The 21,966-nt window shown below is 41.2% G+C and carries 21 protein-coding genes; 13 read left to right on the top strand and 8 right to left on the bottom strand.

The features are described 5' to 3' along the window. The first annotated feature begins 8 nt into the window (after window positions 1-8). The 5 genes from rpmG (at window position 9) to ACIH2S_RS19185 (ending at window position 4,412) form a co-directional block, all read left to right on the top strand. Entirely contained in the window at window positions 9-176 is a 168-nt protein-coding gene (gene rpmG / locus ACIH2S_RS19205; protein ID WP_004265124.1) for a 50S ribosomal protein L33, read from the top strand. A 211-nt stretch (window positions 177-387) separates the two neighbouring features. Next, a complete protein-coding gene (rfaQ, locus tag ACIH2S_RS19200) occupies window positions 388-1,452 on the top strand; it encodes a lipopolysaccharide core heptosyltransferase RfaQ (RefSeq protein ID WP_036950725.1) in 1,065 nt (354 codons plus the stop codon). A 1-nt stretch (window position 1,453) separates the two neighbouring features. After that, window positions 1,454-2,578, top strand: coding sequence for a glycosyltransferase family 4 protein (locus ACIH2S_RS19195; protein WP_108479139.1), 1,125 nt, complete (start codon window positions 1,454-1,456; stop codon window positions 2,576-2,578). Then, the gene (rfaP, locus tag ACIH2S_RS19190) at window positions 2,571-3,368 is read left to right on the top strand and encodes a lipopolysaccharide core heptose(I) kinase RfaP (RefSeq protein WP_321146876.1); all 798 of its coding nucleotides are present in this window, start codon (window positions 2,571-2,573) and stop codon (window positions 3,366-3,368) included. The genes ACIH2S_RS19195 and rfaP overlap by 8 nt, the downstream gene beginning before the upstream one ends. Before the next feature lie 69 nt (window positions 3,369-3,437). Continuing rightward, on the top strand, window positions 3,438-4,412 hold the full coding sequence (locus ACIH2S_RS19185; RefSeq protein ID WP_154634486.1) for a glycosyltransferase: 975 nt from the start codon (window positions 3,438-3,440) through the stop codon (window positions 4,410-4,412). Between the two features lie 44 nt (window positions 4,413-4,456). Here ACIH2S_RS19185 and ACIH2S_RS19180 read toward each other — a convergent pair whose 3' ends face one another. Then, window positions 4,457-5,776: an O-antigen ligase family protein gene (locus ACIH2S_RS19180; protein WP_108479142.1), complete on the bottom strand. Its 1,320-nt coding sequence runs from the start codon at window positions 5,774-5,776 to the stop codon at window positions 4,457-4,459. Further along, a complete protein-coding gene (locus ACIH2S_RS19175) occupies window positions 5,755-6,714 on the bottom strand; it encodes a glycosyltransferase family 2 protein (RefSeq protein WP_108479143.1) in 960 nt (319 codons plus the stop codon). The genes ACIH2S_RS19180 and ACIH2S_RS19175 overlap by 22 nt, the downstream gene beginning before the upstream one ends. Window positions 6,715-6,937: 223 nt before the next feature. On the opposite strand from ACIH2S_RS19175, the gene mutM reads away from it, so the two are divergent. Continuing rightward, window positions 6,938-7,747 carry a bifunctional DNA-formamidopyrimidine glycosylase/DNA-(apurinic or apyrimidinic site) lyase gene (gene mutM, locus ACIH2S_RS19170; protein ID WP_430247876.1) on the top strand — a complete coding sequence of 270 codons (810 nt, stop codon included), beginning with the start codon at window positions 6,938-6,940 and terminating at the stop codon, window positions 7,745-7,747. 3 nt (window positions 7,748-7,750) lie between these two features. Here the strand turns inward: mutM and coaD are convergent, their stop codons facing one another. Continuing rightward, window positions 7,751-8,236: a pantetheine-phosphate adenylyltransferase gene (coaD, locus tag ACIH2S_RS19165; protein WP_036950747.1), complete on the bottom strand. Its 486-nt coding sequence runs from the start codon at window positions 8,234-8,236 to the stop codon at window positions 7,751-7,753. Between the two features lie 214 nt (window positions 8,237-8,450). Here coaD and waaA point away from each other — a divergent pair, with 214 nt between their 5' ends. Together waaA and ACIH2S_RS19155 are read left to right on the top strand one after the other, a co-directional pair. Next, window positions 8,451-9,728, top strand: coding sequence for a lipid IV(A) 3-deoxy-D-manno-octulosonic acid transferase (gene waaA, locus ACIH2S_RS19160; RefSeq protein ID WP_036950750.1), 1,278 nt, complete (start codon window positions 8,451-8,453; stop codon window positions 9,726-9,728). 206 nt (window positions 9,729-9,934) lie between these two features. Continuing rightward, entirely contained in the window at window positions 9,935-11,398 is a 1,464-nt protein-coding gene (locus ACIH2S_RS19155; protein ID WP_108479145.1) for an ArnT family glycosyltransferase, read from the top strand. An 89-nt stretch (window positions 11,399-11,487) separates the two neighbouring features. Here ACIH2S_RS19155 and rfaC read toward each other — a convergent pair whose 3' ends face one another. From rfaC to rfaD, 3 genes are read right to left on the bottom strand one after another with little or no spacing between them, the layout of a single operon-like run. Next, complete coding sequence (rfaC, locus tag ACIH2S_RS19150; RefSeq protein WP_430247874.1) at window positions 11,488-12,450, bottom strand: lipopolysaccharide heptosyltransferase RfaC; 963 nt, start codon at window positions 12,448-12,450, stop codon at window positions 11,488-11,490. Further along, window positions 12,450-13,496, bottom strand: coding sequence for an ADP-heptose--LPS heptosyltransferase RfaF (gene rfaF, locus ACIH2S_RS19145; RefSeq protein WP_430247873.1), 1,047 nt, complete (start codon window positions 13,494-13,496; stop codon window positions 12,450-12,452). Before rfaF ends, rfaC begins: the two co-directional genes overlap by 1 nt. Before the next feature lie 24 nt (window positions 13,497-13,520). Further along, complete coding sequence (gene rfaD, locus ACIH2S_RS19140) at window positions 13,521-14,459, bottom strand: ADP-glyceromanno-heptose 6-epimerase (RefSeq protein WP_036950761.1); 939 nt, start codon at window positions 14,457-14,459, stop codon at window positions 13,521-13,523. 232 nt (window positions 14,460-14,691) lie between these two features. On the opposite strand from rfaD, the gene ACIH2S_RS19135 reads away from it, so the two are divergent. After that, entirely contained in the window at window positions 14,692-15,885 is a 1,194-nt protein-coding gene (locus tag ACIH2S_RS19135; RefSeq protein ID WP_108479149.1) for a glycine C-acetyltransferase, read from the top strand. 88 nt (window positions 15,886-15,973) lie between these two features. Further along, a complete protein-coding gene (gene tdh / locus ACIH2S_RS19130; protein ID WP_321146281.1) occupies window positions 15,974-16,999 on the top strand; it encodes an L-threonine 3-dehydrogenase in 1,026 nt (341 codons plus the stop codon). A 76-nt stretch (window positions 17,000-17,075) separates the two neighbouring features. Here the strand turns inward: tdh and ACIH2S_RS19125 are convergent, their stop codons facing one another. Further along, window positions 17,076-18,158 (bottom strand): divergent polysaccharide deacetylase family protein, encoded by a 1,083-nt coding sequence (locus ACIH2S_RS19125; protein WP_430247869.1) that lies wholly within the window; start codon window positions 18,156-18,158, stop codon window positions 17,076-17,078. A gap of 60 nt (window positions 18,159-18,218) precedes the next feature. Further along, window positions 18,219-19,511 carry a murein hydrolase activator EnvC gene (gene envC, locus ACIH2S_RS19120; RefSeq protein WP_036950769.1) on the bottom strand — a complete coding sequence of 431 codons (1,293 nt, stop codon included), beginning with the start codon at window positions 19,509-19,511 and terminating at the stop codon, window positions 18,219-18,221. A gap of 418 nt (window positions 19,512-19,929) precedes the next feature. Here envC and ACIH2S_RS19115 point away from each other — a divergent pair, with 418 nt between their 5' ends. The 3 genes from ACIH2S_RS19115 (at window position 19,930) to gpsA (ending at window position 21,943) form a co-directional block, all read left to right on the top strand. Beyond that, a complete protein-coding gene (locus tag ACIH2S_RS19115) occupies window positions 19,930-20,364 on the top strand; it encodes a rhodanese-like domain-containing protein (protein ID WP_230085095.1) in 435 nt (144 codons plus the stop codon). 73 nt (window positions 20,365-20,437) lie between these two features. Beyond that, window positions 20,438-20,905, top strand: coding sequence for a protein-export chaperone SecB (secB, locus tag ACIH2S_RS19110; protein WP_006660561.1), 468 nt, complete (start codon window positions 20,438-20,440; stop codon window positions 20,903-20,905). Between the two features lie 9 nt (window positions 20,906-20,914). Beyond that, window positions 20,915-21,943, top strand: a complete 1,029-nt coding sequence (gpsA, locus tag ACIH2S_RS19105) for an NAD(P)H-dependent glycerol-3-phosphate dehydrogenase (protein WP_108479153.1) — start codon at window positions 20,915-20,917, stop codon at window positions 21,941-21,943. Window positions 21,944-21,966: the final 23 nt, after the last annotated feature.

Here is a 21,966-nt window from a genome sequence, read left to right as displayed (position 1 = left end):
GCTAAAAAATGGCTAAAGGTATTCGCGAGAAAATCAAGCTGGTTTCTTCTGAAGGTACAGGTCACTTCTATACCACTACGAAGAACAAGCGCACAATGCCAGAAAAACTGGAACTGAAAAAATTCGATCCAGTTGTTCGTAAGCATGTGATCTACAAAGAAGCAAAAATCAAATAATTTTGCTTTCTGCGTACGAAGAACCCAGCTTAGGCTGGGTTTTTTTATGTCAAAAATTAGCCATAAAGTGGCTATCCATAGGGATATTGATTAAAAACTATAACCATTAATCTGAACGTAGTAACATGTTCAGTATTCATGGAATTAATAACGCATTTTATTGTCAAATATCCATATCAATTTATCTACTAGACCTGATTAAGAGCTCCTGGTGAAAAAACAGTATAAAAAAATTCTTGTAATCAAGATGCGGTTTCATGGTGACATGCTACTGACGACGCCTGTTATCAGCTCATTGAAGCAAAATTATCCTGATGCCCAGATTGATGTTTTGCTTTATCAGGACACCATTCCCATTTTGTCGGAAAACCAAGAGATCCATACACTATATGGCATGAAAGGTAAGAAAAGTGGTGGTTTGAGCAAAGCCTGCAACTTTTTAAGTCTACTGTTTAAATTACGTCGTAATCAGTATGATTTAGTGGTTAACCTTGCCGACCAATGGATGGTTTCGTTACTTGTTCGCGCGATCCCCGCAGAAACTAAGATTTCACACGATTTCGGTCATCGTGATTCGAAATTTTGGCGAAATAGCTTTACGCATCTCACTCCCCCTGAAGGAGAGCATGTTGTTTTAAATAATCTTTCGGTATTAAAACCGTTAGGGATCCAAGAATTCAAAACAGACCTAACCATGTCTTATGCGGAAGATGATTGGAAAAAAATTGATCAAAGACTGTTAGACCTTGGCGTTCACAGTAGCTATGTCGTGATCCAGCCTACTGCCCGACAAATTTTTAAATGTTGGGATAATGAAAAATTCTCAGCCGTCATTGATGCGTTGCAGTCTCGTGGCTATCAAGTGGTATTAACATCGGGCCCAAGCAAAGAAGACTTAGCGTGTGTGAATGAAATTGCGGAGAATTGCCAAACCAAGCCAACGACTGAGCTTGCAGGAAAAACATCTTTCCCTGAATTAGGCGCATTAATTGCGCATGCTGCCCTTTTTATTGGTGTCGATTCTGCACCGATGCATATTGCTGCCGCGGTTAAAACTCCCATCGTTTGCTTATTTGGTGCCACTAACCATATTTTCTGGCGCCCATGGAGCGATAATGTGGTGAAATTCTGGGCGGGGGACTATGAAAATATGCCACCTAGAGATGAGCTAGACCGCAATAAAAAATATCTCTCCGTGATCCCTGCGAGTGATGTGATTGAAGCAACAGAGCAAATGCTGCCGATGAATATGCGCTCAATGATGGGAAGGTACTAAGATGGTGTTGGCATTTTGTCTGTATAAATATTTTCCCTTTGGAGGGCTACAACGCGACTTTTTACGTATCGCGATGGCTTGCCAAGCTCGTGGACATCAGATTCGTGTTTATACCCAGTCATGGGAAGGTGAACGCCCAGAACATTTTGAAATTATTATTGTTCCTACTAGTTCAGGCACTAACCATGGACGAAATGCCCAATATTGTGAATGGGTAATGGCACATCTGAAGCAACATCCTGTAGATAGAATTGTTGGCTTTAATAAAATGCCTGAGCTGGATGTATATTTTGCTGCGGATGTTTGTTATGCGCAAAAAGTGGCTGAAGAAAAAGGCTTTTTCTATAAGCTGACTCCACGCTATAAACATTATGCTGCTTTTGAAAAAGCGGTCTTCCAAAAAGGAAAGGCAACGCAGCTCATGATGCTCACTCCTCATCAAATTACCCATTTTGAAAAGCACTATGGAACGGAAAGTGACCGTTTTCACATGCTGCCTCCGGGTATAGCCGTTGATCGAAAATATGACCAACAGATTGTGGATGCTAAGCGTATTTATCGGGAAAAGAATCAAATTCCAGAGTCTGCATTTTTACTGCTTCAAGTTGGGTCTGATTTTAAACGCAAGGGAGTTGATAGAACTCTTAAGGCGATGGCAGCACTGCCTGAAAACATCAGAAATAACACACTTTTGATGGTGGTAGGGCAAGATAAACCCGGTAAATATCAACGAGTAGCGGAAACGTTGGGAATTACTAAACAAGTTTCATTTTTTAGCGGACGCAATGACATTGCGGAGCTAATGGCTGCTGCGGATATTTTGATGCATCCGGCTTATCAAGAAGCGGCTGGGATTGTCCTGCTTGAAGCGATTGTTGCTGGATTGCCAATTATAGTCACTGAAGTGTGTGGTTATGCGTCGTTTATCGACAAAGCACAATGTGGTGTGGTGGTTAATGAGCCGTTTGAACAGGCAGTTTTAAATCAGGCGCTATGTGATAGTCTGCAAGATACACAAAAACGAGCTCAATGGGTAAACAATGCTAAATACTATGCAGACACAGAAGATCTGTATAGTTTACCGGAAAAAGCGGCCGATATTATTTTAGGATGCTCTAATGGTTGAGTTAAAAGCACCTTTTAACGAATTATGGAAAGATAAAGACCCATTTGTTGAAACAGATAAACTGGATGGCGAAGTCTTTCGTGCATTGGAAACGCGCAGAACATTGCGTTTCCAGCTTAATGATAAAAGCTATTTTATTAAGATTCATTATGGCACGACGCTAAAAGAGGTTTTGAAGAATTTATTTTCATTCCGTTTACCTGTTTTAGGTGCAGATCGTGAATGGAATGCAATTCATCGATTGACTGAAGCTGGCATTGATACCATGAACGGGCGTGCTTTTGGGCAAAGAGGGTGGAACCCACTTCGACGTCATTCATTTATTATTACTGAAGACCTCACTCCAACAGTGAGTTTAGAAGATTACTGCGCTAATTGGGCAACTCAACCGCCTAAATTCAGAACTAAGCAAATGTTGATCCAGCGAGTTGCCGAGATGGTACGTAAGATGCATCGCATCGGCATTAATCACCGCGACTGTTATATTTGCCATTTCTTACTGCATCTACCGTTCACAGAAAATCTGCACGATTTAAAAATTTCAGTTATCGATTTGCATCGCGCACAGCTACGGTCGTCAGTTCCTACCCGTTGGCGAAATAAGGATTTAATTGGTTTATACTTTTCGTCACTAGAAATCGGCTTAACTCAACGAGATATTTTCCGGTTTATGAAGGTTTATTTTGAAATGCCGCTGCGTGAGATTTTGAAGAAAGAGCAACGATTAATACAAATCTCTGAGCAAAGAGCAGAAAAAATTCGCCAAAGAAGTTTAAAATATCGTTTATAAAAGATACTCAATATTAGCATCATAGACAGTTATTCAAACATTGTGATTGATTAGGTAAAAGGTAACGACATGATAAACAATGATATGATTAAATCATTGATAAAAATAAACGATAATCAAAACAGTGAAGATAGTTATTTTCACATTGGCTATGGTGTTGATGAGAAGTTTTTATACGGTGTCGGTACGTCAATTGCATCGGTTCTTCTCAATAATCAAGAAACAAATTTCCATTTTCACCTTTTTGTCGATAATTTGCCTGATGAAAAACTATTCCGTGGATTAGTCGAAAATACTCCACATAAGTTAACTATTTACTTTATTGATAACGAAAAATTTAAGCAGCTGCCGCTTCCATCTAAAGCGTGGAGCCATGCAATCTATTTTAGATTGCTCATTATTTCATATCTTTCGGATACCATTGATAACTTGTTATATCTTGATGCTGACATCATTTGTAAAGGTAATATGGCAGAGTTAAAGACTTTACAATTTGGTGAAAATACCTTTGTTTATGCAGTGAAAGATAAATTCTGTAGTGAAAAACAGCGTTTATCGATCGATATGAGCAAGTATTTTAATTCAGGTTTTTTATATATGTCTCTCAAGTATCTGGCTGAGAGCGATATTCCAAATAAAGTTATTGAGTTAGTTGAAAAAAATGATTTCTCACATCCGGACCAAGATGCATTAAACGTTTTACTCAACGATAAGTTAGTCAATATTAGTGAAAACTATAATTATATGTTTTCTCTTGATTGGTATATTACGAGTAAAGGGCATCTGACTAAGATCCCTGATAGTGTGGTTTTTATTCATTTTGTGGGGCTAACCAAGCCTTTCCATGAGTGGGCAAATTTCTATGAAGAATACGATTATTTAGAGCGTGCCCGCAAGAATTCACCTTGGAAAGATATACCTTTATTAAAGCCAGAAGGCTATAAACAGTTATCTCGTAAGAAATCTCATCTAAGAAAAAATGGTAAATATCTTCAGTTTATTATGACGACAATTCAATACTTAATGAAAAAAGCGTCCCATTAGGTATTGTATTAAAAAGGCCATCAATGTAGATGGCCTTTTTCGTATCATTTTTTCACTAAAACGTTATTTATCAAGATCGCGGTGAGTATGTTGTACAAAATAAAGATATCTAAGAAGATAAATTCAAATAGGCAATAGACCAAAAAGTAGCCAATTGATGAAACGAATATACCGACATTAAGGATGTCTTTCTTTTGTTTAAAACTGTGTAAAAGATCTTTCATGTTGAAAATAAAAGCTACGCAGAATAGAAATAATCCAATATAACCAATGCTGTATGCAATATTCAGGAAGAAAGGTTCATCATTATTGTGAGTCATCATTTTTTTCTTTTCTGAATAGCCTGATGCACTTTTGATAGGTTTTACATTATGGTCATTCAAGTAATTATTATAAGCTACTCCGCCATATCCAATTCCATGTAAGTTATTTTCTATACTATTCATGATAAGTGGATAACGTACATCAATAATTTGATCTCTGCTTGAGGTGATATTATTCGCACTAATAGTTTGGTTAACTTTATTCTTTACTTGGGGGATGAAGGAATAAGAAGCATAAAGTGTGGCAGATAACAGTAGTGAGCAAATCAGGCTGTAATAACAAAATTTCTTTAGACTAGGTGATAATAGTAGCAATATCAGTGCAGATTCAACGGCGATAGCCAATGCTCCACCACGGCTGCCAGTATAAAGAACAAAAGTAAACCCTATAATCGAGAGTAAAAATAAAATTATTTTGAAAGAAATGTTCTTCGATATAAAAAAACCAGTTAACACAAATGGAAAAATGAGAGTAGCGTAATGAGCAAACCCATACCTAAGCTGAAGATACATCGGCATATCGCTACCTTTTATAATTTTTAAAACAGGCGTAATAAAAAGAATAAATACTAAGGTGGAAATTAGAGCATATGTAATGACTTTCTGGGATTTACTCTGTTCACTTTGAAATACAATCAAAAATAAAGTTATAACAATAACATAACGCCAATCATCAAATATCGCTTTGAGAGCATCAGTAGTAAAGCCGGAATATGTAAAGAAGGTTGCGCAAAATAAGCACCAAGCTAAAAAAAGGAATAAAAATTTTCGACCGCTAATGAGTCGACGCAGCCCACTAAGTATGTTGGTTTTTTTTGTTGCGGCGGTATAGACAACAAATAAAAAAAGCAGCGCAGCGGAAATATTTAGAATACCTTGTGTATCGTTAGTAAACATCCCAATTATCATTACAAAAAGTAAGAAAAAGGGAGCTTGTTCGCGAAGTTTTTGGGCTATTTTCACAAAGTTACCTGTTGTTTTAAAGTTGTTTATTTCAAGTGATTGTGTTTTATTGAAAGTCAAGATTTGTTCTTTTTCCATAAGGAAAAATAAATCTCTAGAAAATAAATTTGAAGCCGTTCTTTATAGGATAAATATTTTTTAAATAACGCTATAGATTGCTTTATTTGAAAGGCTTCAGATTTCGATAGCTTTTCTCCAGTATTCTTGGATATTGACTTTTTCAGTAAGTGAAATGCTTCAGATTGTGATTTTGCCAACATTTTTGCCACTAGAGGGCCTTTAATAAGAGCAATAAATGACAAGGTAGCCATAACATAAATAAGACTGTTAATATCACTTCGTCTAAAGGTTTGCGTGATACTAGTTTCATTTACTCGATAATGAATTAACGTTTTATTGATGCTATAGATATTTTTACTTTCTAAATAAAGAAAGGGAGTAGTTGCCATATCTTCATACAAAATACCGACAGGATAATGAATACCTACCTCTTTAAATAGAGTACTTCGATATACCCTTGACCATGCAAACCACTTTTTATTATTAAAAACAGGCTTCAAATCATGATAGGTCGTTATTTTCACGGCGCCAGAAAAGCTACTCGTTTTTATTTTATTTTTTATATCTGGATGTGAATTCTCAAATTTTAGTGTGTCAAATTCAATGAGGTCATAATCTGATGAAGATATTATTGGCCTTATTTCATGATAAAATTGACTGTTTAGAAAATCATCAGCATCTAAGAAGGCAATATACTCTCCTGAACTTAGGGATATCCCATGATTTCTTGCTTTTGATAGTCCCCCATTGTCTCTTTTTACATACAGTATATTTAGATGAGTATATTGGTTGATTTTATTAAAAATAACCTGCTCGCTACTATCTGTTGAACCATCATTGATGATGACCAATTCGACTTCATTATCCATAAATGAAATAACTGAAGATAAACATTCATCAATATATTTTTCGCTATTATAACATGGAACAATAACAGATAACTTAATGTTTTTCATCGAAAAATGCCAATGTGTAATTATTAACTGTTACGAGGATGAACGTCATTCATATAGTGGCGTCAAGATAGCCAAATAGAATATTTATTCGGTCACCCTTGTTAGTAAGTTTATCAATCTGTGCTCTTTGATTAATAGGGCTTATGGTATAACAATGGTTATGCATGTTATAGGGGTAATATGTGATTATTAACCAAGTTTTTTGCCAAATTGAGAAAAAATAATGCCAGAACTTCCCGAAGTTGAAACCAGTCGCCGAGGTATTGAACCACATTTAGTCGGCAATACAATTAGTTATGCCGTTGTACGTGATGAACGGTTACGTTGGCCGGTAAGTGAACAAATCATGCGTTTATCTGATGAAACTGTGATAAGTGTTCAACGACGGGCAAAATACCTACTGATTGAACTGCGCAAAGGGTGGATTATTGTCCATTTAGGAATGTCTGGCAGTGTGCGGATTCTAACGGAAGAGATACCTGAAGGGAAACATGACCATGTAGATCTTATTTTGAGTGACGGTAAAGTACTGCGCTACACTGACCCTCGACGTTTTGGTGCATGGCTTTGGTGCGATGATTTAGCGTCCAGCTCTGTTCTCGCTCATTTAGGGCCTGAACCTCTTTCCGAGGAATTCAATCCTAAATATCTCTTTGATTTAGCAGCTAAACGTAAGGTTGCGGTCAAACCTTGGTTGATGGACAACAAAATCGTTGTTGGGGTAGGGAATATCTATGCTAATGAAGCGCTTTTTGCATCAAGAATCTCCCCAGAAAAGCTGACTAACACACTGACACTCAATGAAATTACCGAACTGGTTACGCAGATTAAAAAAGTGCTGCAACGTTCAATAGAGCAAGGTGGAACCACTCTCAAAGACTTTTTACAGTCAGACGGAAAACCGGGTTACTTTGCTCAAGAGTTATTTGTGTATGGAAAAAAAGGCGAGCCTTGCTCTTTATGCGGAACCCAGATTGAGAGCATCAAACAAGGACAGAGGACAACCTTTTATTGCCCTCAATGTCAGAAGTAATTGCTAGATTTTGTTGAGTTTTTTCAACATAGCCTCAGCAACTATAGGCGGTAAAAACGACGAAATATCTCCATCATGAAGCGCGACATCCTTAATTAATGAGGATGAAACGAAAGATAAGCTTTGTGATGGAAGTAAAAATACTGTTTCTAGCTCAGGAACAAAATGGCGGTTCATATTAGCCAGTTGCCATTCATATTCAAAATCTGCCACTGAACGTACGCCACGAATTAAAATATTCGCATTATTTTTCTGTGCAAAATTCGCCATTAACTCAGAAAAGCCAACCACTTCGACATTCCCTAAGTGAGCTGTAACTTGCTTTGCTAGCTCAACACGCTCTTCCAGATTAAACATAGGGCTTTTGCGTTGACTATTTGCGATAGCGAGCAAAACATGGTCAAACATCGCGGCGGCACGGGTGACGATATCGACGTGTCCAGAGGTAATCGGGTCAAAGGTTCCCGGATAAATAGCTTTATGGGTCATGATATTGCTATCTCTTTGTTTATTATTGCTTATCCTAATATATCGATAGGAATAAGTGACGGTGAAATCCACATTAACGGCAATTGCGTTCTCTTGCAACAATCACTGGTAAGCATCCATTTATTTTAAGTCTCATTTTAGGCACAGATTCTACACACTTTCAGTAATGGTTTATGGTAAGATACCGCCAATTTTGGTAAGTGAATCAGATCGAATGTTATTGCGTGTATATCAGGTACTTCTTTATCTCATCCAGCCATTGATTTGGATACGCTTATTATTGCGTAGCCGTAAAGCCCCTGCGTATCGCAAACGCTGGGGGGAACGCTATGGTTTTTGTGGTGGCAAAGTTGTTCCTAAAGGTATTTTATTACACTCAGTTTCTGTGGGGGAAACCCTTGCGGCAGTACCGTTAGTGCGTGCACTTCGCCATCACTATCCATCACTCCCTATCACTGTGACAACAATGACGCCAACCGGGTCAGAGCGTGTTCAGTCGGCATTTGGTGACGATATTAGTCACGTTTATCTCCCTTATGATTTACCAGGCTCAATGAGCCGTTTCCTTAATCAAGTTGATCCTAAACTGGTGATTATTATGGAAACAGAACTCTGGCCAAATATGATCAACCAATTGCATAAGCGTAATATTCCATTAGTTATCGCGAATGCTCGGTTATCTGAACGCTCTGCTGCGGGTTATCAAAAGCTTGGTAGCTTTGTGAAGCGTATGCTGCAAAATGTCACGATGGTGGCAGCTCAGCATCAAGAAGATGGTGAACGTTTTATTCAATTAGGGTTAAGACGTAAGCAGTTAGAAGTGACGGGAAGCTTAAAATTTGATATTTCCGTTACCCCTGAATTGGCTGTTAAAGCGATTACCTTACGCAGGCAGTGGGCCGCACATCGCCCTGTATGGATTGCGACAAGCACCCATGAAGGTGAAGAAGCCATTGTTTTACAAACTCACCAACAGTTGTTGAAAAAATTTCCCAATTTATTACTCATTTTAGTTCCAAGGCATCCAGAACGTTTCGTAAAAGCGGAAGAGTTGACGCAAAAAGCAGGGCTAAGCTTCATTCGTCGTAGTAGTGGCGTTATCCCATCTCTAGAAACCCAAGTGGTTATTGGCGATACGATGGGGGAATTGATGTTGCTGTACGGAATTGCAGATATTGCTTTCGTTGGCGGGAGCTTAGTTGAAACGGGCGGTCATAATCCACTTGAAGCAGCTGCGCATGCATTACCTGTTTTGATGGGACCACATACCTTTAATTTTAAAGATATTTGCGCGAAATTAACCCAAGCAGATGGGTTGATCACCGTGACGGACAGCGAATCACTGGCTCAAGCCGTCACGAGCCTGCTATCCGATGAAGATTATCGACTGTATTATGGTCGACATGCCGCAGAAGTATTACATGAAAACCAAGGCGCATTGCAGCGTTTACTTAAATTGTTGCAGCCTTATTTACCTCCTAGAGAACAGTAATATTCAGCAAAATATTGATAACTTGAATATTACTATAATGAGTAATAACAATTTCTCTCATTTCTGATTATTTTGTTTAAACTATAGTAAACTACCCAGTCACGTTTTTGCATACTCAGCCGAGCGAGAGGTAGCACTCTACAAGCTTGACGTAAAATAATGCGTATTTCCCTTTAACTTTATTGATAAATTTCGCTGAAAAAAGAATGCCGACAACCAATCAACCAACTTCAAATAAGTATGTGTATCTTTGGATCATTGGCTATGCCATTGCCTGGATCCTTGCGAGTTTCTTTTTTGACCCGACCGTTCCTTACGATACGGTCGAAGCCGTTAACTGGGGAATGAATGGTGAGTGGGGCTCCCCAAAAAATCCGTGGTTTGTCGGTACGATGATGTGGCCTGCCATCCATTTGGGAATTTCTTATAGTTTCTATTGGTATTTAAGCCATTTTATCGGTATTGGATTTGGGTTACTTGGGGTATGGAAACTTGCCTATCGGTTAACAGGGCGCCGTGACCTTGCATGGTTTGCGATGCTGATGATGAATTTATCAGGCGTCATTAATTTCGATATTATTCCTTATAATGATAACTATATTTTAGTGACATTCTGGCCTTGGGTGATTTACTTATTTCTGCGTGCCGTCGAAGATAACCCACTGTGGTGGCTACCTTTTGCTTTAGTGACCGGTCTGGCAACAATGGGGAAATACTCCACGCTTGCTTTAGTCGGCTCCGTTTTCTTACTCACCCTTTTTGTGAAACAAGCGCGCCAAAGCTATCGCCATCCGGTGTTTTATTTAGCGATAGCACTGTGGTTTTCGATGATCTTGCCAAACTTCTTCTGGTTGATGGCGAGTGATTTTTCAGCCTTTAAATGGGTAGATTCGCAAATTGACCCCGGTTTTAACTTACATACCACGGAAGCTGCGTTAAGTGTGTTTTACCCGCTGATTATCGCAGCAATTATCTTATATTGCTGTGGCGGAAAAATCGGTTGGCCGAAAGCCTTATCGAACCGCATGGCAAACTTCATTATTTTATTTCCATTAGCCGTGATTTACGGTTGGTTCTCGTTCCATGATGGTGGGCGAATTACTGAGTGGTTACAGCCATTTATGATGGCCTGTGCGCCTTTATTTGTTGGCTCAATCACTGTAATGCCGAAAAAGTCACTGAAAAAACCATTAATTGGCTTAGCCGTTGTTGGTGTCTTAATGGTATCGGGCTATCTCATTGTTCAAGCTGGGAATATTCGAGGAGCAGGTCAGAAGTTTATTGGCGTGAAAACCTTAATTGCTGAAGGTGAACAGCGCTGGTATCAACGTTACGGAACGCCAGTCAAATATGTTGGCGGTGAGGATAACCTACATCAATGGTTTATTATCTATGCCCAAGATAGACCGCATGTTATCCAGCCTTGGACGCTAGAAAATCATATGCCGCCGAATGTGTATAACCGTGAGATTACCGAAGCAGAAATTCGTGAGCACGGTGCTATTTTATTAGGGCGAAAATATGACGATTGTGCCCACGAAGATTTCGCTAAAGTGCGTAAATTCTGGCCACAATTTACGATCGAAAAAGAAGATGTAATTTATCGCTCTGAACCGGATGCTGAGCCGAAAACCATGTGTTTTGGGTTTATTGCCCCAGAGAAAAAATAAATCTTTTATACAGTGAAAAAAATAATTAAGCGGTCAAATGACCGCTTAATTATTATGGGAGATAGGCTTTAGATAATACTCTGAGTGGGCTATAACTCGGTGCACAGTTGTTGGAAGACCACATCAGCTTTAATGCTATCCATTCTATTATCTACGCTTTTTATCTCATTTTGGTCTTTTCCATAACCACCAATTAAACCGGGGTTTGTTGGACCAAACAGCGTGAAATTCGGTTTATCCAGCGCAGCGGTTAAATGGCTTAAACCGGTATCGACAGAAACTACCGCTTTGGCATCTGCAATCTGTTGCGCGACTTGTGCCAGCGTTAATTTTGGTAAGACTTCAACAAAATCAAAACCCTCAGCTAGTCTCATCGCTCGTTGATGCTCATGCTCTGCACCCCAAGGGAGTTTCACTCTCAGCCCAGTTTCCTTCATTAACTGAATCAGTTCACGCCAATGAGACTCAGGCCAATGCTTATCGTCGCGGGTTGTGGAGTGCAAAAACAGCACATAGGGCGCTTCGGCTTCGTCGGTTGATTGCAAGAAATGGCGAGCTATCGCGTAATCTCCTTGGGTCCTAGGGCAAGTGTACCCGAGGCTTTTAGCAAATAATTGGCGAATACGCTCCACTGCATGTTGCTGTTTACTAATGGAATAACGATGGTCGTAGAAGAAGCTAGCAATCGGCTCGCGGATACTATGGCGGTCATAACCATGTTTAGAACCGAGAGCAAGGCGAGTGACTAGCAACGCACTCTTAAGTAACCCTTGCGCATCAATCACTGCATCGTAGTGGGTTTCCTGTAGTTGGCGACGAAATGCTGCACGTTCGGCACGAATTGGCGCAGAAAACCAATTTTTTCGCCAACGACGGATTGCCACAGGGATGACTTTATTCACTGCACTATGCCATGTGGGGATTTGAGCAAACCCCTCTTCGACCACCCAATCAAATTGAATATTCGGTATTGCTGTCTGCGCGTCGGTTAATGCAGGCAGAGAGTGCAAAACATCTCCCATAGATGATGTTTTTACTAATAACACTCTCATTATTTAATACCTATATTTAAACGCGTGAGGGCATCCAGTACCATTTGCGGTTGAATATCAATTAGGCTCTGATGATAGCCACTTTCGCCGTCACCTTCACGCACTTTGTGGTAACCCGTAATCAGGCGGATAACTTCCGCTTTATCGGACAGTGGTGGAGTAAAGTCAGGGCTGCTTGGGCCATAGAGTGCGACTAACGGTTTATCGAGAGCCGCAGCTACATGCATTAAGCCAGAATCATTACTCACAATGGCTTGGCACGCATCAATAAGATTAACGGCTTGTTCTAACGACGTTTTTCCTGCGAAATTGAGGCAGTAATGACGAGCGTCATCCGTTAAATTTTGGCGGATTTCTTCACCTGCTTCATGGTCTTTTTGAGAGCCAAATAACAGAACTTGGTAGCCTTTCTCGCTAATTAATTTCTGGGCGAGCGCCGCATAGTGATAGTGTGGCCAGCGTTTTGCGGGACCAAATTCAGCGCCTGGGCAGAAACCAATAATTGGACGAGAAAAATCAATATTAAATTGACTAACAGTATCGCTAACTTGCTGTTTATCAGTGACTAATTTAGGCCATAGAATTGGGGCGGGAATATCATTGGCAGATTTGATGAGCTGCTTGTCATACGCTAATGCTACGTAGCGTTGCACCATCAGCGGAAATGCTTGTTTATCTAATGGGCGTAAATCATTGAGCAGCCCATAACGCATTTCACCACGCCACCCCGTTCTTTTGGCGATTTTAGCAAAGAACGGCACCAGAGCAGATTTCAAGGAATTAGGTAAAACAATCGCCTGATCGTACCCATTTTTCCGCAAATTGATGCCTAATTGACGACGTTCGCCAATTTCGAGCTTTCCATGCCCTAATGGCATGGAGATCGCTTCAGACACTTCGGGCATTTTCGCCAATAACGGGCGGCACCAATCCGGTGCCATCACATCTATCTGAGCATGAGGATGCAGTGCCTTGATCGTACGATAAAGGCTCTGTGACATCATCATATCCCCTACCCATGAGGGGCCAATCACGAGTATTTTCATAGGTACTGTTTTCATAAAAGACGATTACGCGTCTTTATTCAGCCATTGCATATATTCGGTCACGCCTTCAGCAACGGTTTTAAACGGTGCTGTGTAACCTGCGGCACGTAATTTAGTCAGATCCGCTTGAGTGAAGCTCTGGTAGCGACCTTTTAATTTCTCAGGGAATTCAATGTATTCGATAGACACATTTTTATCTTTATGGAATTCAGTGACGGCATCGGCAACGGCTTGGAATGATTCCGCGCGACCTGTACCACAGTTGAAAATGCCAGAAACATTATTTTCCCAGAACCATAAATTCACCGCTGCCACATCGCCAACGTAGATGAAATCACGGCGGAAAGTGTCGCTTCCTTCAAACAGTTTCGGGGTTTGCCCTTCATTAATTTGTTTGTTTAAGTGGTAAGCCACACTCGCCATGCTGCCTTTATGGTTTTCATTTGGTCCATAAACGTTGAAATAGCGGAAGCCACACACTTGAGACTGAGCTTCAGGCATGATGCTGCGGACATATTGGTCGAATTGGAATTTAGAGTAGCCGTATACGTTCAGTGGTTTTTCAAATTCACGTTCTTCGATGAAATTATCGCTACGTCCGCCGTATGTCGCTGCGGAAGAGGCATACAGGAAAGGAATTTCACGTTCTAAACAGTAATGCAGCAGTTCTTTAGAAAATTGATAGTTATTATCCATCATATACTTACCATCCCACTCAGTGGTGGATGAGCAAGCACCTTCATGGAAAACAGCGTCAATATCGCCAAAATCATCACCCGCAATAACGCTCACGATAAAGTCTTCTTTATCCATGTAATCGGCGATATCGAGGTCAACAAGGTTGGCAAACTTAGTACCATCTTTCAGGTTATCCACCACCAGAATATCGGTGCGACCCATTTCATTCAGGGCTTTAATAATATTGCTGCCAATAAAACCAGCTCCGCCAGTGACTACGATCATCGTGAATACCTCAAGTGGGTTAAGAATAAATAGATACAAAATTGGGGTCTATAATAACACCTCTTTGTGCAGACAACAGTATATCGACCAGATAATTGTCCTAGTTGTCATACCTCTTTAAAGGGCATTATCGTGATCTTGCCTACAAACTTAACTTATTTGCTCACCAGATATCGCTAGTTCTAGTGACTATTATTAAACTCTGTAAACAACTTCTTTACAGGAACAAATCATGTCAGAACAATTTTACCAGCAGATTAAACAACAATTGGTGCAAATAGAAGCTGAAGGCTTGTTTAAACATGAGCGCATTATTACGACCTCTCAAGACGCGGATATTGAAATCCAGGGTGGACAGCGCGTTATTAACTTCTGTGCAAATAACTATTTAGGCTTAGCCAATCATCCCGCGCTGATTGAAGCGGCAAAACAGGGTATGGATAGCCATGGCTTTGGTATGGCATCGGTTCGCTTTATTTGCGGTACCCAAGACAACCATAAAGTTCTTGAAAAGAAAATCGCGGATTTCCTTGGAATGGAAGATGCGATCCTTTATTCCTCTTGTTTTGATGCCAATGGCGGGCTTTTCGAAACGCTACTGGGACCAGAAGACGCCATTATTTCTGATGCACTAAACCACGCATCCATTATTGACGGTGTTCGCCTGTGTAAAGCCCAGCGCTATCGCTACAGCAATAACAATATGACGGAATTAAAACAGCGCCTTGAAGAAGCGAAAGCTGCGGGTGCGCGTCATATTCTGATTGCGACTGACGGTGTTTTCTCGATGGATGGTGTGATTGCTGACTTGAAAACTGTCTGTGACCTTGCAGATGAATATAACGCATTGGTCATGGTAGATGACTCTCATGCTGTTGGTTTTGTTGGTGAAAACGGTCGTGGTAGCCACGAGTATTGTAAAGTGATGGGGCGAGTTGACATCATTACAGGCACACTCGGAAAAGCATTAGGTGGTGCATCGGGTGGTTATACTGCCGCCAAAAAAGAGGTTGTCGAGTGGTTACGTCAACGTTCGCGCCCATATTTATTCTCCAATTCTTTGGCTCCTGCCATTGTTGCTGCGTCCATTAAGGTGATCGATATGATGACCGAAGGGCAAGAGCGCCGTGAGAAATTGTGGCGTAATGCGGTGTTATTTAGAGAAAAAATGACGGCTGCAGGATTTACATTAGCAGGCGCCGATCATGCCATCATTCCTGTGATGTTGGGTGATGCCAAAATTGCTCAGCAATTTGCCTCAGAACTATTAAAAGAAGGTATTTATGTCACTGGATTTTTCTATCCGGTAGTTCCGCAAGGACAAGCGCGAATTCGCACGCAAATGTCTGCTGCACACAGCGAAGAGGATATTTTACACGCTGTTGATGCATTCACCCGTATTGGCAAAAAGCTTCAACTAATTTAGTTATAAATTTGATTTTCTTATGAAATTAATACAGTCGTGAAATTAAAGTGGTCATGAAATTAATGTAATCATAAATAAAAGGTCGCCTATGAAAGCACTGTCCAAATTAAAAGCAGAACCAGGTATATGGATGACAGACGTTCCGAAACCGGAACTGGGACACAATGATGTGATGATTAAAATCCGTAAAACCGCCATCTGCGGAACGGATGTTCATATCTACAACTGGGATGAATGGTCGCAAAAAACGATTCCAGTTCCGATGGTGGTAGGTCATGAATATATAGGGGAAATTGTTGAGATTGGGCAGGAAGTTAAAGGGTTTAAAATTGGTGACCGTGTTTCTGGCGAAGGGCATATTACCTGCGGTCATTGCCGTAATTGCCGAGGTGGGCGTACCCACTTATGCCGTAATACCATTGGCGTCGGTGTAAATCGCCCAGGATGTTTTGCTGAGTATTTGGTGATCCCAGCGTTTAACGCCTTTAAAATTCCAGATAATATTCCCGATGAAATTGCAGCAATTTTTGACCCATTTGGTAATGCAGTACATACGGCACTATCATTTGATTTAGTGGGGGAAGATGTGCTGGTTTCTGGCGCAGGTCCTATTGGTATTATGGCGGCAGCAGTTTGCCGACATGTTGGTGCTCGCCATGTGGTGATCACGGACGTAAATGACTATCGCCTTGAATTGGCGAAGAAAGTGGGTGTAACCCGCGCGGTGAATGTGAGCCGTGAAAATCTTAAAGACGTCATGAATGAACTGGGAATGAAAGAAGGTTTTGATGTGGCGCTAGAAGTTTCAGGGGCGCCCGCTGCTTTCCAAAATATGCTAGATACAATGAATCATGGTGGCAGAATTGCGCTATTAGGTATTCCCCCTGCATCGATGGCAACGGACTGGAGCCAAGTTATATTTAAAGGTCTGTTTATCAAGGGAATTTATGGGCGTGAAATGTTTGAAACTTGGTATAAGATGGCGACACTAGTGCAATCAGGTCTCGATTTATCACCAATCATTACTCATGAGTTTTCTATTGATGACTTCCAAAAAGGCTTTGATGTGATGTGCTCAGGGCAGTCAGGAAAAGTGATTTTAAACTGGGATTAATGCAGAATTAACTTATGAGTTTAAAGGGTTTATTGGCAAGTGCCTTTAAACCCTTTTTTATTTTTAGCCTTACCCGTTAAAGCATTTTCTTTCCTGCAATCAGAGGCTGTAGGGTTTTATCTTGATAAATGGCTTCGACCACAAACATGAGTAGCTCAATACCTTGCAGGCGGGTTGATGGCAGTTCGATATCGCATACACCTAACTCTACGGGACTGACTGATTTTTCAGGTTGCTCCGCAGCATCGTTGGTCAGTTCTGGCTCCGCAAGAGTTGGTGTAGCATCATCAGAATCTACCTTTGTTTTAGCCGCTTCATGAGGTTTTGCCTCTGATTTGAATGGCATTTTTGTCTCTGGCTTTGTCACTGGCAGAGTTGGATTAACACCTTCAGGTTGCATTCTGAGCGTTTTACGTGGTGCGCCAGTTGCTGGCTGATAGCCGACCAGTGAACTGACAGGCACAAGCTCAATATCAGAGGGAACCAGTGGAATAAATTTTTGTAAGGCGCGCACGGTTGATGGATGCGGGTGACCAATAGCCACCGCGCTGCCATGTTTACGCGCGTAAGCAATGGCTTTATTCAACTGTGTACGGGTTTCTTCTTCAGATTGGTGATTATCAATAAAAATATTGCGCTTCGTAGAGGGAACGCCAAATTCTTTAGCAGCATTCAATGCTTGCGTATTACCAATCGTGACGCTATCCAAGAAAAAGAGGTTCGATTGCGACAGCGAGCGCATCACATTGCGCATCCCAGAAAGGCTGGAGGTCATCTCGCTGCCCATATGGTTATTCATTCCTTTAGCGTGAGGAACTCGGCTAATGGCATTTTTGATGATGCGGTCAACCTCTTCAGCACTCATTGAGGGTGCCAAAGTGTCTTTTTCGAGAGGTTGTTTACTCAATGGTTTCATGGGCATATGGATTAAAATATCCCGCCCTTGCTGATAGGCGGTTGCCGCGACTTCAGCACCATGAGGTGAGTTAGGTAAAATAGCAATACTGATGGCGGCCGGTAACGCTAGGATTTGATTATCTTCTTTGGCTCGGTAACCGAAATCATCGATGACAATAGCGAGTTTGGCGGCACTCGCCTGAGAGCTGACCATGATAAGGAGCAGGCTAATCAGTAATTTCATCGGCGAGTGTCTTAACATAATTATTTTCCTAACTTTTTATAGCCTAGCATTTTATAGGTAATGTGAAAGGTGGTTGTGCTACCTTCCTAGCCATGGGCGAGGGTTGACGGTTTTACCTTGTCGGCGAATTTCAAAGTAAAGTGCAGGGCGTTCTTGACCGCCACTACTTCCCACTAACGCAATTGGCTGACCTGCGCGGACTTCTTGTCCCACATTTACCAGCGCACTTTGGTTATAGCCATATAGGCTCATATCCCCTTTACCATGCTCAACGACAACAACCAAACCATAACCTTGAAGCCAGTCAGCGAGTAGTACACGACCATCCGCAATAGCCTTAACTTGGGTGCCTTCATTTGCGGCGATCACCATACCTTTCCAACGTAATTCGCTGGAGATCACATCCCCATAATTATGTAGGGTGGAACCGCGTACCGGCCAGATAGCTTGACCAGCAGGACGACCTAAACCGCCTGTTCGAGACATAAGTGATTGCTCACTTTCAGATGGCTTATACGTGGCGCCTTTCTGTTTGGCTTTTCTTTCCTTTTCAGCCACTTGAGCACGAATTCGCGCGGCTTCACGAGCTTCACGCTCAGCGCGTGCTTTGGCTTCGCGTTCTGCTTTAGCAATTTTGTCGCGTAGTCTGGCTTCGTTCTGCTTTAAGACCGCGAGATTTTTTTGATCTTCTTTTAATGAGCTTTCTAATACGGTTAAGGTTTTTTGCCGTGAAGCTTGCGCATTATCGAGCTTTTGTTTTTCTTGCTGCTGGCGTGTGAGCGTTGTTTTCTGCTCAGCTTGCTTTTTTTGCTCTAATTGTTTCTGTTCGTGCAGCTCTTTGGTGGTTTCTTCTAGATCAAGAATATTTTTTTCACGAGCTTGGTTGAGGTAACCATAATACGCAAGAATTCGCTCTTCCCGTTGACCTTCTTCACCCTTTAAGAGTAGTGATAAACCTTGGTGTTTACCAAGTCGGAATGCAGCATCTAACTGCTCAGCAAGTAGTTTTTCTTGCTCATTTTTTTTCTTTTGCAGCCGACTGATATTGCTAGATAAGGCGGATATTTCTTTATCTAGCTGTTTTAATTGGTTTTGTGTTAGATGCAAATCACGGCTTGCTGCTGAAATACTTTGTTCTTGCTCTTTAAGTTGCTGAAGGAGATTACTTTTTTTAGTTTGCTGTTCTTTAACGCTTTTTTCTTTTTCAGCAATGCTTTTTAGCAGGTCATTTAATTGACCTTTATTTTCGGTGATCTGATTCGCGAGCGCGACGTGAGAAGGCGCCAAAGTGAATAACCCCAAACCAAGCAGGGCGGGGATCATTGCCTGACGAACAAAAAACGTCTTTATTCGATGGGATGTATGGGCCATTGTGATAGATCACCTCAATTAAATGCAATAACTGATTATTTCATCTGCAAGTCGTGCTTTCCAGTGTTCTCTTAAAAATAGTCATAAAAACGCTTAAAAATTAAGAATATTGCTATTATACCATTTGATACTAAGTCAAATCATAGGCGTATTATCACTGAATTTTACTGTATATACTCTATTTAGATGGGAATTAATTTAGCGTCAAAGTCTAGTCGGAGCATGTTTATGTTAAAATGCCTGCGTACAGCTTTGAGAAAAAAATTCTTTTTTCAGTAAAAAGGTGTTAACTCTGCGAGTGTTTTCGCAAAAAAGACATTCTAGTTTGCGCTAACTGGCTGTAATTAGCTCAGCACAAAGGTATACTCTGAACCCTTTGATATTCGTTTTTAACTAACGGGAGTAATTGCCCCCCATGATCCAAGAAATCATGCAATTTGTCGGTCGTAACACGTTTGTTAGTCTGACTTGGATAGTGTTATTTGTTGCCGTGGTCGTGATGACCTTCAGAAGCCTATTCTCTAAAACTAAAGTCATTGCGCGCACTCAAGCGATTACAATGATCAATAAAGAAGAAGCAGTTGTTGTGGACTTACGTACTCGCGAAGAGTTCCGCAAAGGGCATATTATTGATTCTATTAACTTAACACCATCTGAAATTAAAGATAATAATTTGGGTGAGCTGGAAAAACATAAACAGAAATCTGTGATTATGGTTTCTGCAAGTGGAATGGAAGCAACTAAACCTGCTGAACAGCTTGCTCATCATGGCTTTGAAAAAGTCTTTGTCCTGAAAGAAGGGATCGCTGGTTGGGCGGGTGAAAACCTACCACTGGCTCGTGGTAAGAAGTAATTATCCGGCACTGTAAAATGTGCCGGCAACTGAATATATCTCGAAACTCTAATATGGAAGTAAGGTAATTATTATGTCAGAACAAAACAACTCAGAAATGGTATTTCAAATTCAACGTATCTACGCAAAAGACGTTTCATTTGAAGCACCTAATGCACCTCAAATCTTTCAAAAAGAGTGGCAGCCAGAGATCAAATTAGATTTAGATACTTCTTCAACTCAGCTAGCTGAAGGCGTATATGAGGTTGTTCTGCGTGTGACAACTACCGCTACTCTGGGCGAAGAAACTGCATTTCTGTGTGAAGTTCAGCAAGCGGGTGTGTTCTCCATTGATGGTATCGAAGGCACTCAAATGGCACATTGCTTAGGTGCATACTGCCCAAATATCCTGTTCCCATATGCGCGTGAAACTATCACGAACATGGTGGGTCGTGGTACTTTCCCACAATTGAACTTAGCGCCAGTTAACTTTGATGCACTGTTCATGAATTACTTACAGCAGCAACAAGGTGAACAAGCGCAGAACCCTGAAGTTCAATAAGGTCGCTTAATGAATACTGCTTCAATGACAGTGATCGGTGCCGGCTCGTACGGCACCGCTTTAGCCATTACTCTTGCACGTAATGGTCATCAGGTGGTGTTGTGGGGGCATGACCCAGCACACATCCGTAAATTAAACCAAGAACGTAGCAATCAAGCGTTTTTACCTGGTGTTTCTTTCCCTGATAGTTTATCTCTCGAAACGGACTTAAAAAGCGCCGTTGAAGCGAGCCTGAATATCTTGATTGTGGTACCTAGCCATGTATTTGGTGATGTGCTCAAGCAAATCAAACCGTATCTAAAAGCGGGCTCCCGCATTATTTGGGCAACCAAAGGGTTAGAGAGAGATACCGGGCGTTTGTTGCAAGATGTAGCGCGTGAGGTATTAGGAAACGAAATTCCTCTGGCGGTACTTTCTGGCCCCACTTTTGCAAAAGAGCTTGCAGCCGGTCTCCCTACGGCTATTTCAGTCGCTGCATCCGATAGCCAATTTGGTGATGATTTACAAAAATTATTCCATTGTGGCAAAAGTTTCCGCGTCTATAAAAACCCTGACATGATTGGTGTGCAACTTGGTGGCGCAGTGAAAAACGTTATCGCGATTGGCGCTGGGATCTCTGATGGTATGGGCTTCGGCGCAAACGCACGTACGGCATTGATCACACGAGGCTTAGCCGAAATGAGCCGCTTAGGTGTATCACTGGGTGCTGATCCATCCACATTTATGGGTATGGCAGGACTTGGCGACCTAGTGTTAACCTGCACCGACAACCAATCTCGTAACCGCCGTTTCGGCATGATGCTAGGCAATGGTGTCAGTGTGGAAGAGGCGGAAAAAGAGATTGGGCAAGTGGTTGAAGGCTATCGTAATACCAAAGAGGTGAAAGCCCTTGCGGAGCGTGCTGGTGTTGAAATGCCAATCACGGAACAGATTTATCAAATTCTCTACTGCAATAAAAATGTGTTAGAAGCCTCCCAAGCATTGCTCGGGCGTGCAACTAAAGATGAAATTGCAGACATGCCTAAATTACCAAGCTAATAATAATATAGAAGAGAGCCATT

The organism is Providencia lanzhouensis, assembly GCF_050469745.1.
In the GTDB taxonomy this organism is placed as follows: Bacteria; Pseudomonadota; Gammaproteobacteria; order Enterobacterales; family Enterobacteriaceae; genus Providencia; species Providencia lanzhouensis.
Note: the sequence above shows the minus strand (reverse complement) of the source record. Positions and strands in the feature narration are given on the sequence as shown.

Excerpts from the sequence above, each read along its gene's own strand:
- ACIH2S_RS19195 (WP_108479139.1), top strand. The coding sequence starts at position 1,454 with ATGGTGTTGGCATTTTGTCTGTATAAATATTTTCCCTTTGGAGGGCTA.
- rfaC (WP_430247874.1), bottom strand. The coding sequence starts at position 12,450 with ATGAGAGTGTTATTAGTAAAAACATCATCTATGGGAGATGTTTTGCAC.
- envC (WP_036950769.1), bottom strand. The coding sequence starts at position 19,511 with ATGGCCCATACATCCCATCGAATAAAGACGTTTTTTGTTCGTCAGGCA.
- tdh (WP_321146281.1), top strand. The coding sequence starts at position 15,974 with ATGAAAGCACTGTCCAAATTAAAAGCAGAACCAGGTATATGGATGACA.
- ACIH2S_RS19175 (WP_108479143.1), bottom strand. The coding sequence starts at position 6,714 with ATGAAAAACATTAAGTTATCTGTTATTGTTCCATGTTATAATAGCGAA.
- rfaP (WP_321146876.1), top strand. The coding sequence starts at position 2,571 with ATGGTTGAGTTAAAAGCACCTTTTAACGAATTATGGAAAGATAAAGAC.
- rfaD (WP_036950761.1), bottom strand. The coding sequence starts at position 14,459 with ATGATCGTAGTCACTGGCGGAGCTGGTTTTATTGGCAGCAATATTATT.
- secB (WP_006660561.1), top strand. The coding sequence starts at position 20,438 with ATGTCAGAACAAAACAACTCAGAAATGGTATTTCAAATTCAACGTATC.
- mutM (WP_430247876.1), top strand. The coding sequence starts at position 6,938 with ATGCCAGAACTTCCCGAAGTTGAAACCAGTCGCCGAGGTATTGAACCA.
- rfaF (WP_430247873.1), bottom strand. The coding sequence starts at position 13,496 with ATGAAAATACTCGTGATTGGCCCCTCATGGGTAGGGGATATGATGATG.
- ACIH2S_RS19185 (WP_154634486.1), top strand. The coding sequence starts at position 3,438 with ATGATAAACAATGATATGATTAAATCATTGATAAAAATAAACGATAAT.
- waaA (WP_036950750.1), top strand. The coding sequence starts at position 8,451 with ATGTTATTGCGTGTATATCAGGTACTTCTTTATCTCATCCAGCCATTG.
- ACIH2S_RS19155 (WP_108479145.1), top strand. The coding sequence starts at position 9,935 with ATGCCGACAACCAATCAACCAACTTCAAATAAGTATGTGTATCTTTGG.
- rpmG (WP_004265124.1), top strand. The coding sequence starts at position 9 with ATGGCTAAAGGTATTCGCGAGAAAATCAAGCTGGTTTCTTCTGAAGGT.
- ACIH2S_RS19135 (WP_108479149.1), top strand. The coding sequence starts at position 14,692 with ATGTCAGAACAATTTTACCAGCAGATTAAACAACAATTGGTGCAAATA.
- gpsA (WP_108479153.1), top strand. The coding sequence starts at position 20,915 with ATGAATACTGCTTCAATGACAGTGATCGGTGCCGGCTCGTACGGCACC.
- coaD (WP_036950747.1), bottom strand. The coding sequence starts at position 8,236 with ATGACCCATAAAGCTATTTATCCGGGAACCTTTGACCCGATTACCTCT.
- ACIH2S_RS19180 (WP_108479142.1), bottom strand. The coding sequence starts at position 5,776 with ATGGAAAAAGAACAAATCTTGACTTTCAATAAAACACAATCACTTGAA.
- ACIH2S_RS19125 (WP_430247869.1), bottom strand. The coding sequence starts at position 18,158 with ATGTTAAGACACTCGCCGATGAAATTACTGATTAGCCTGCTCCTTATC.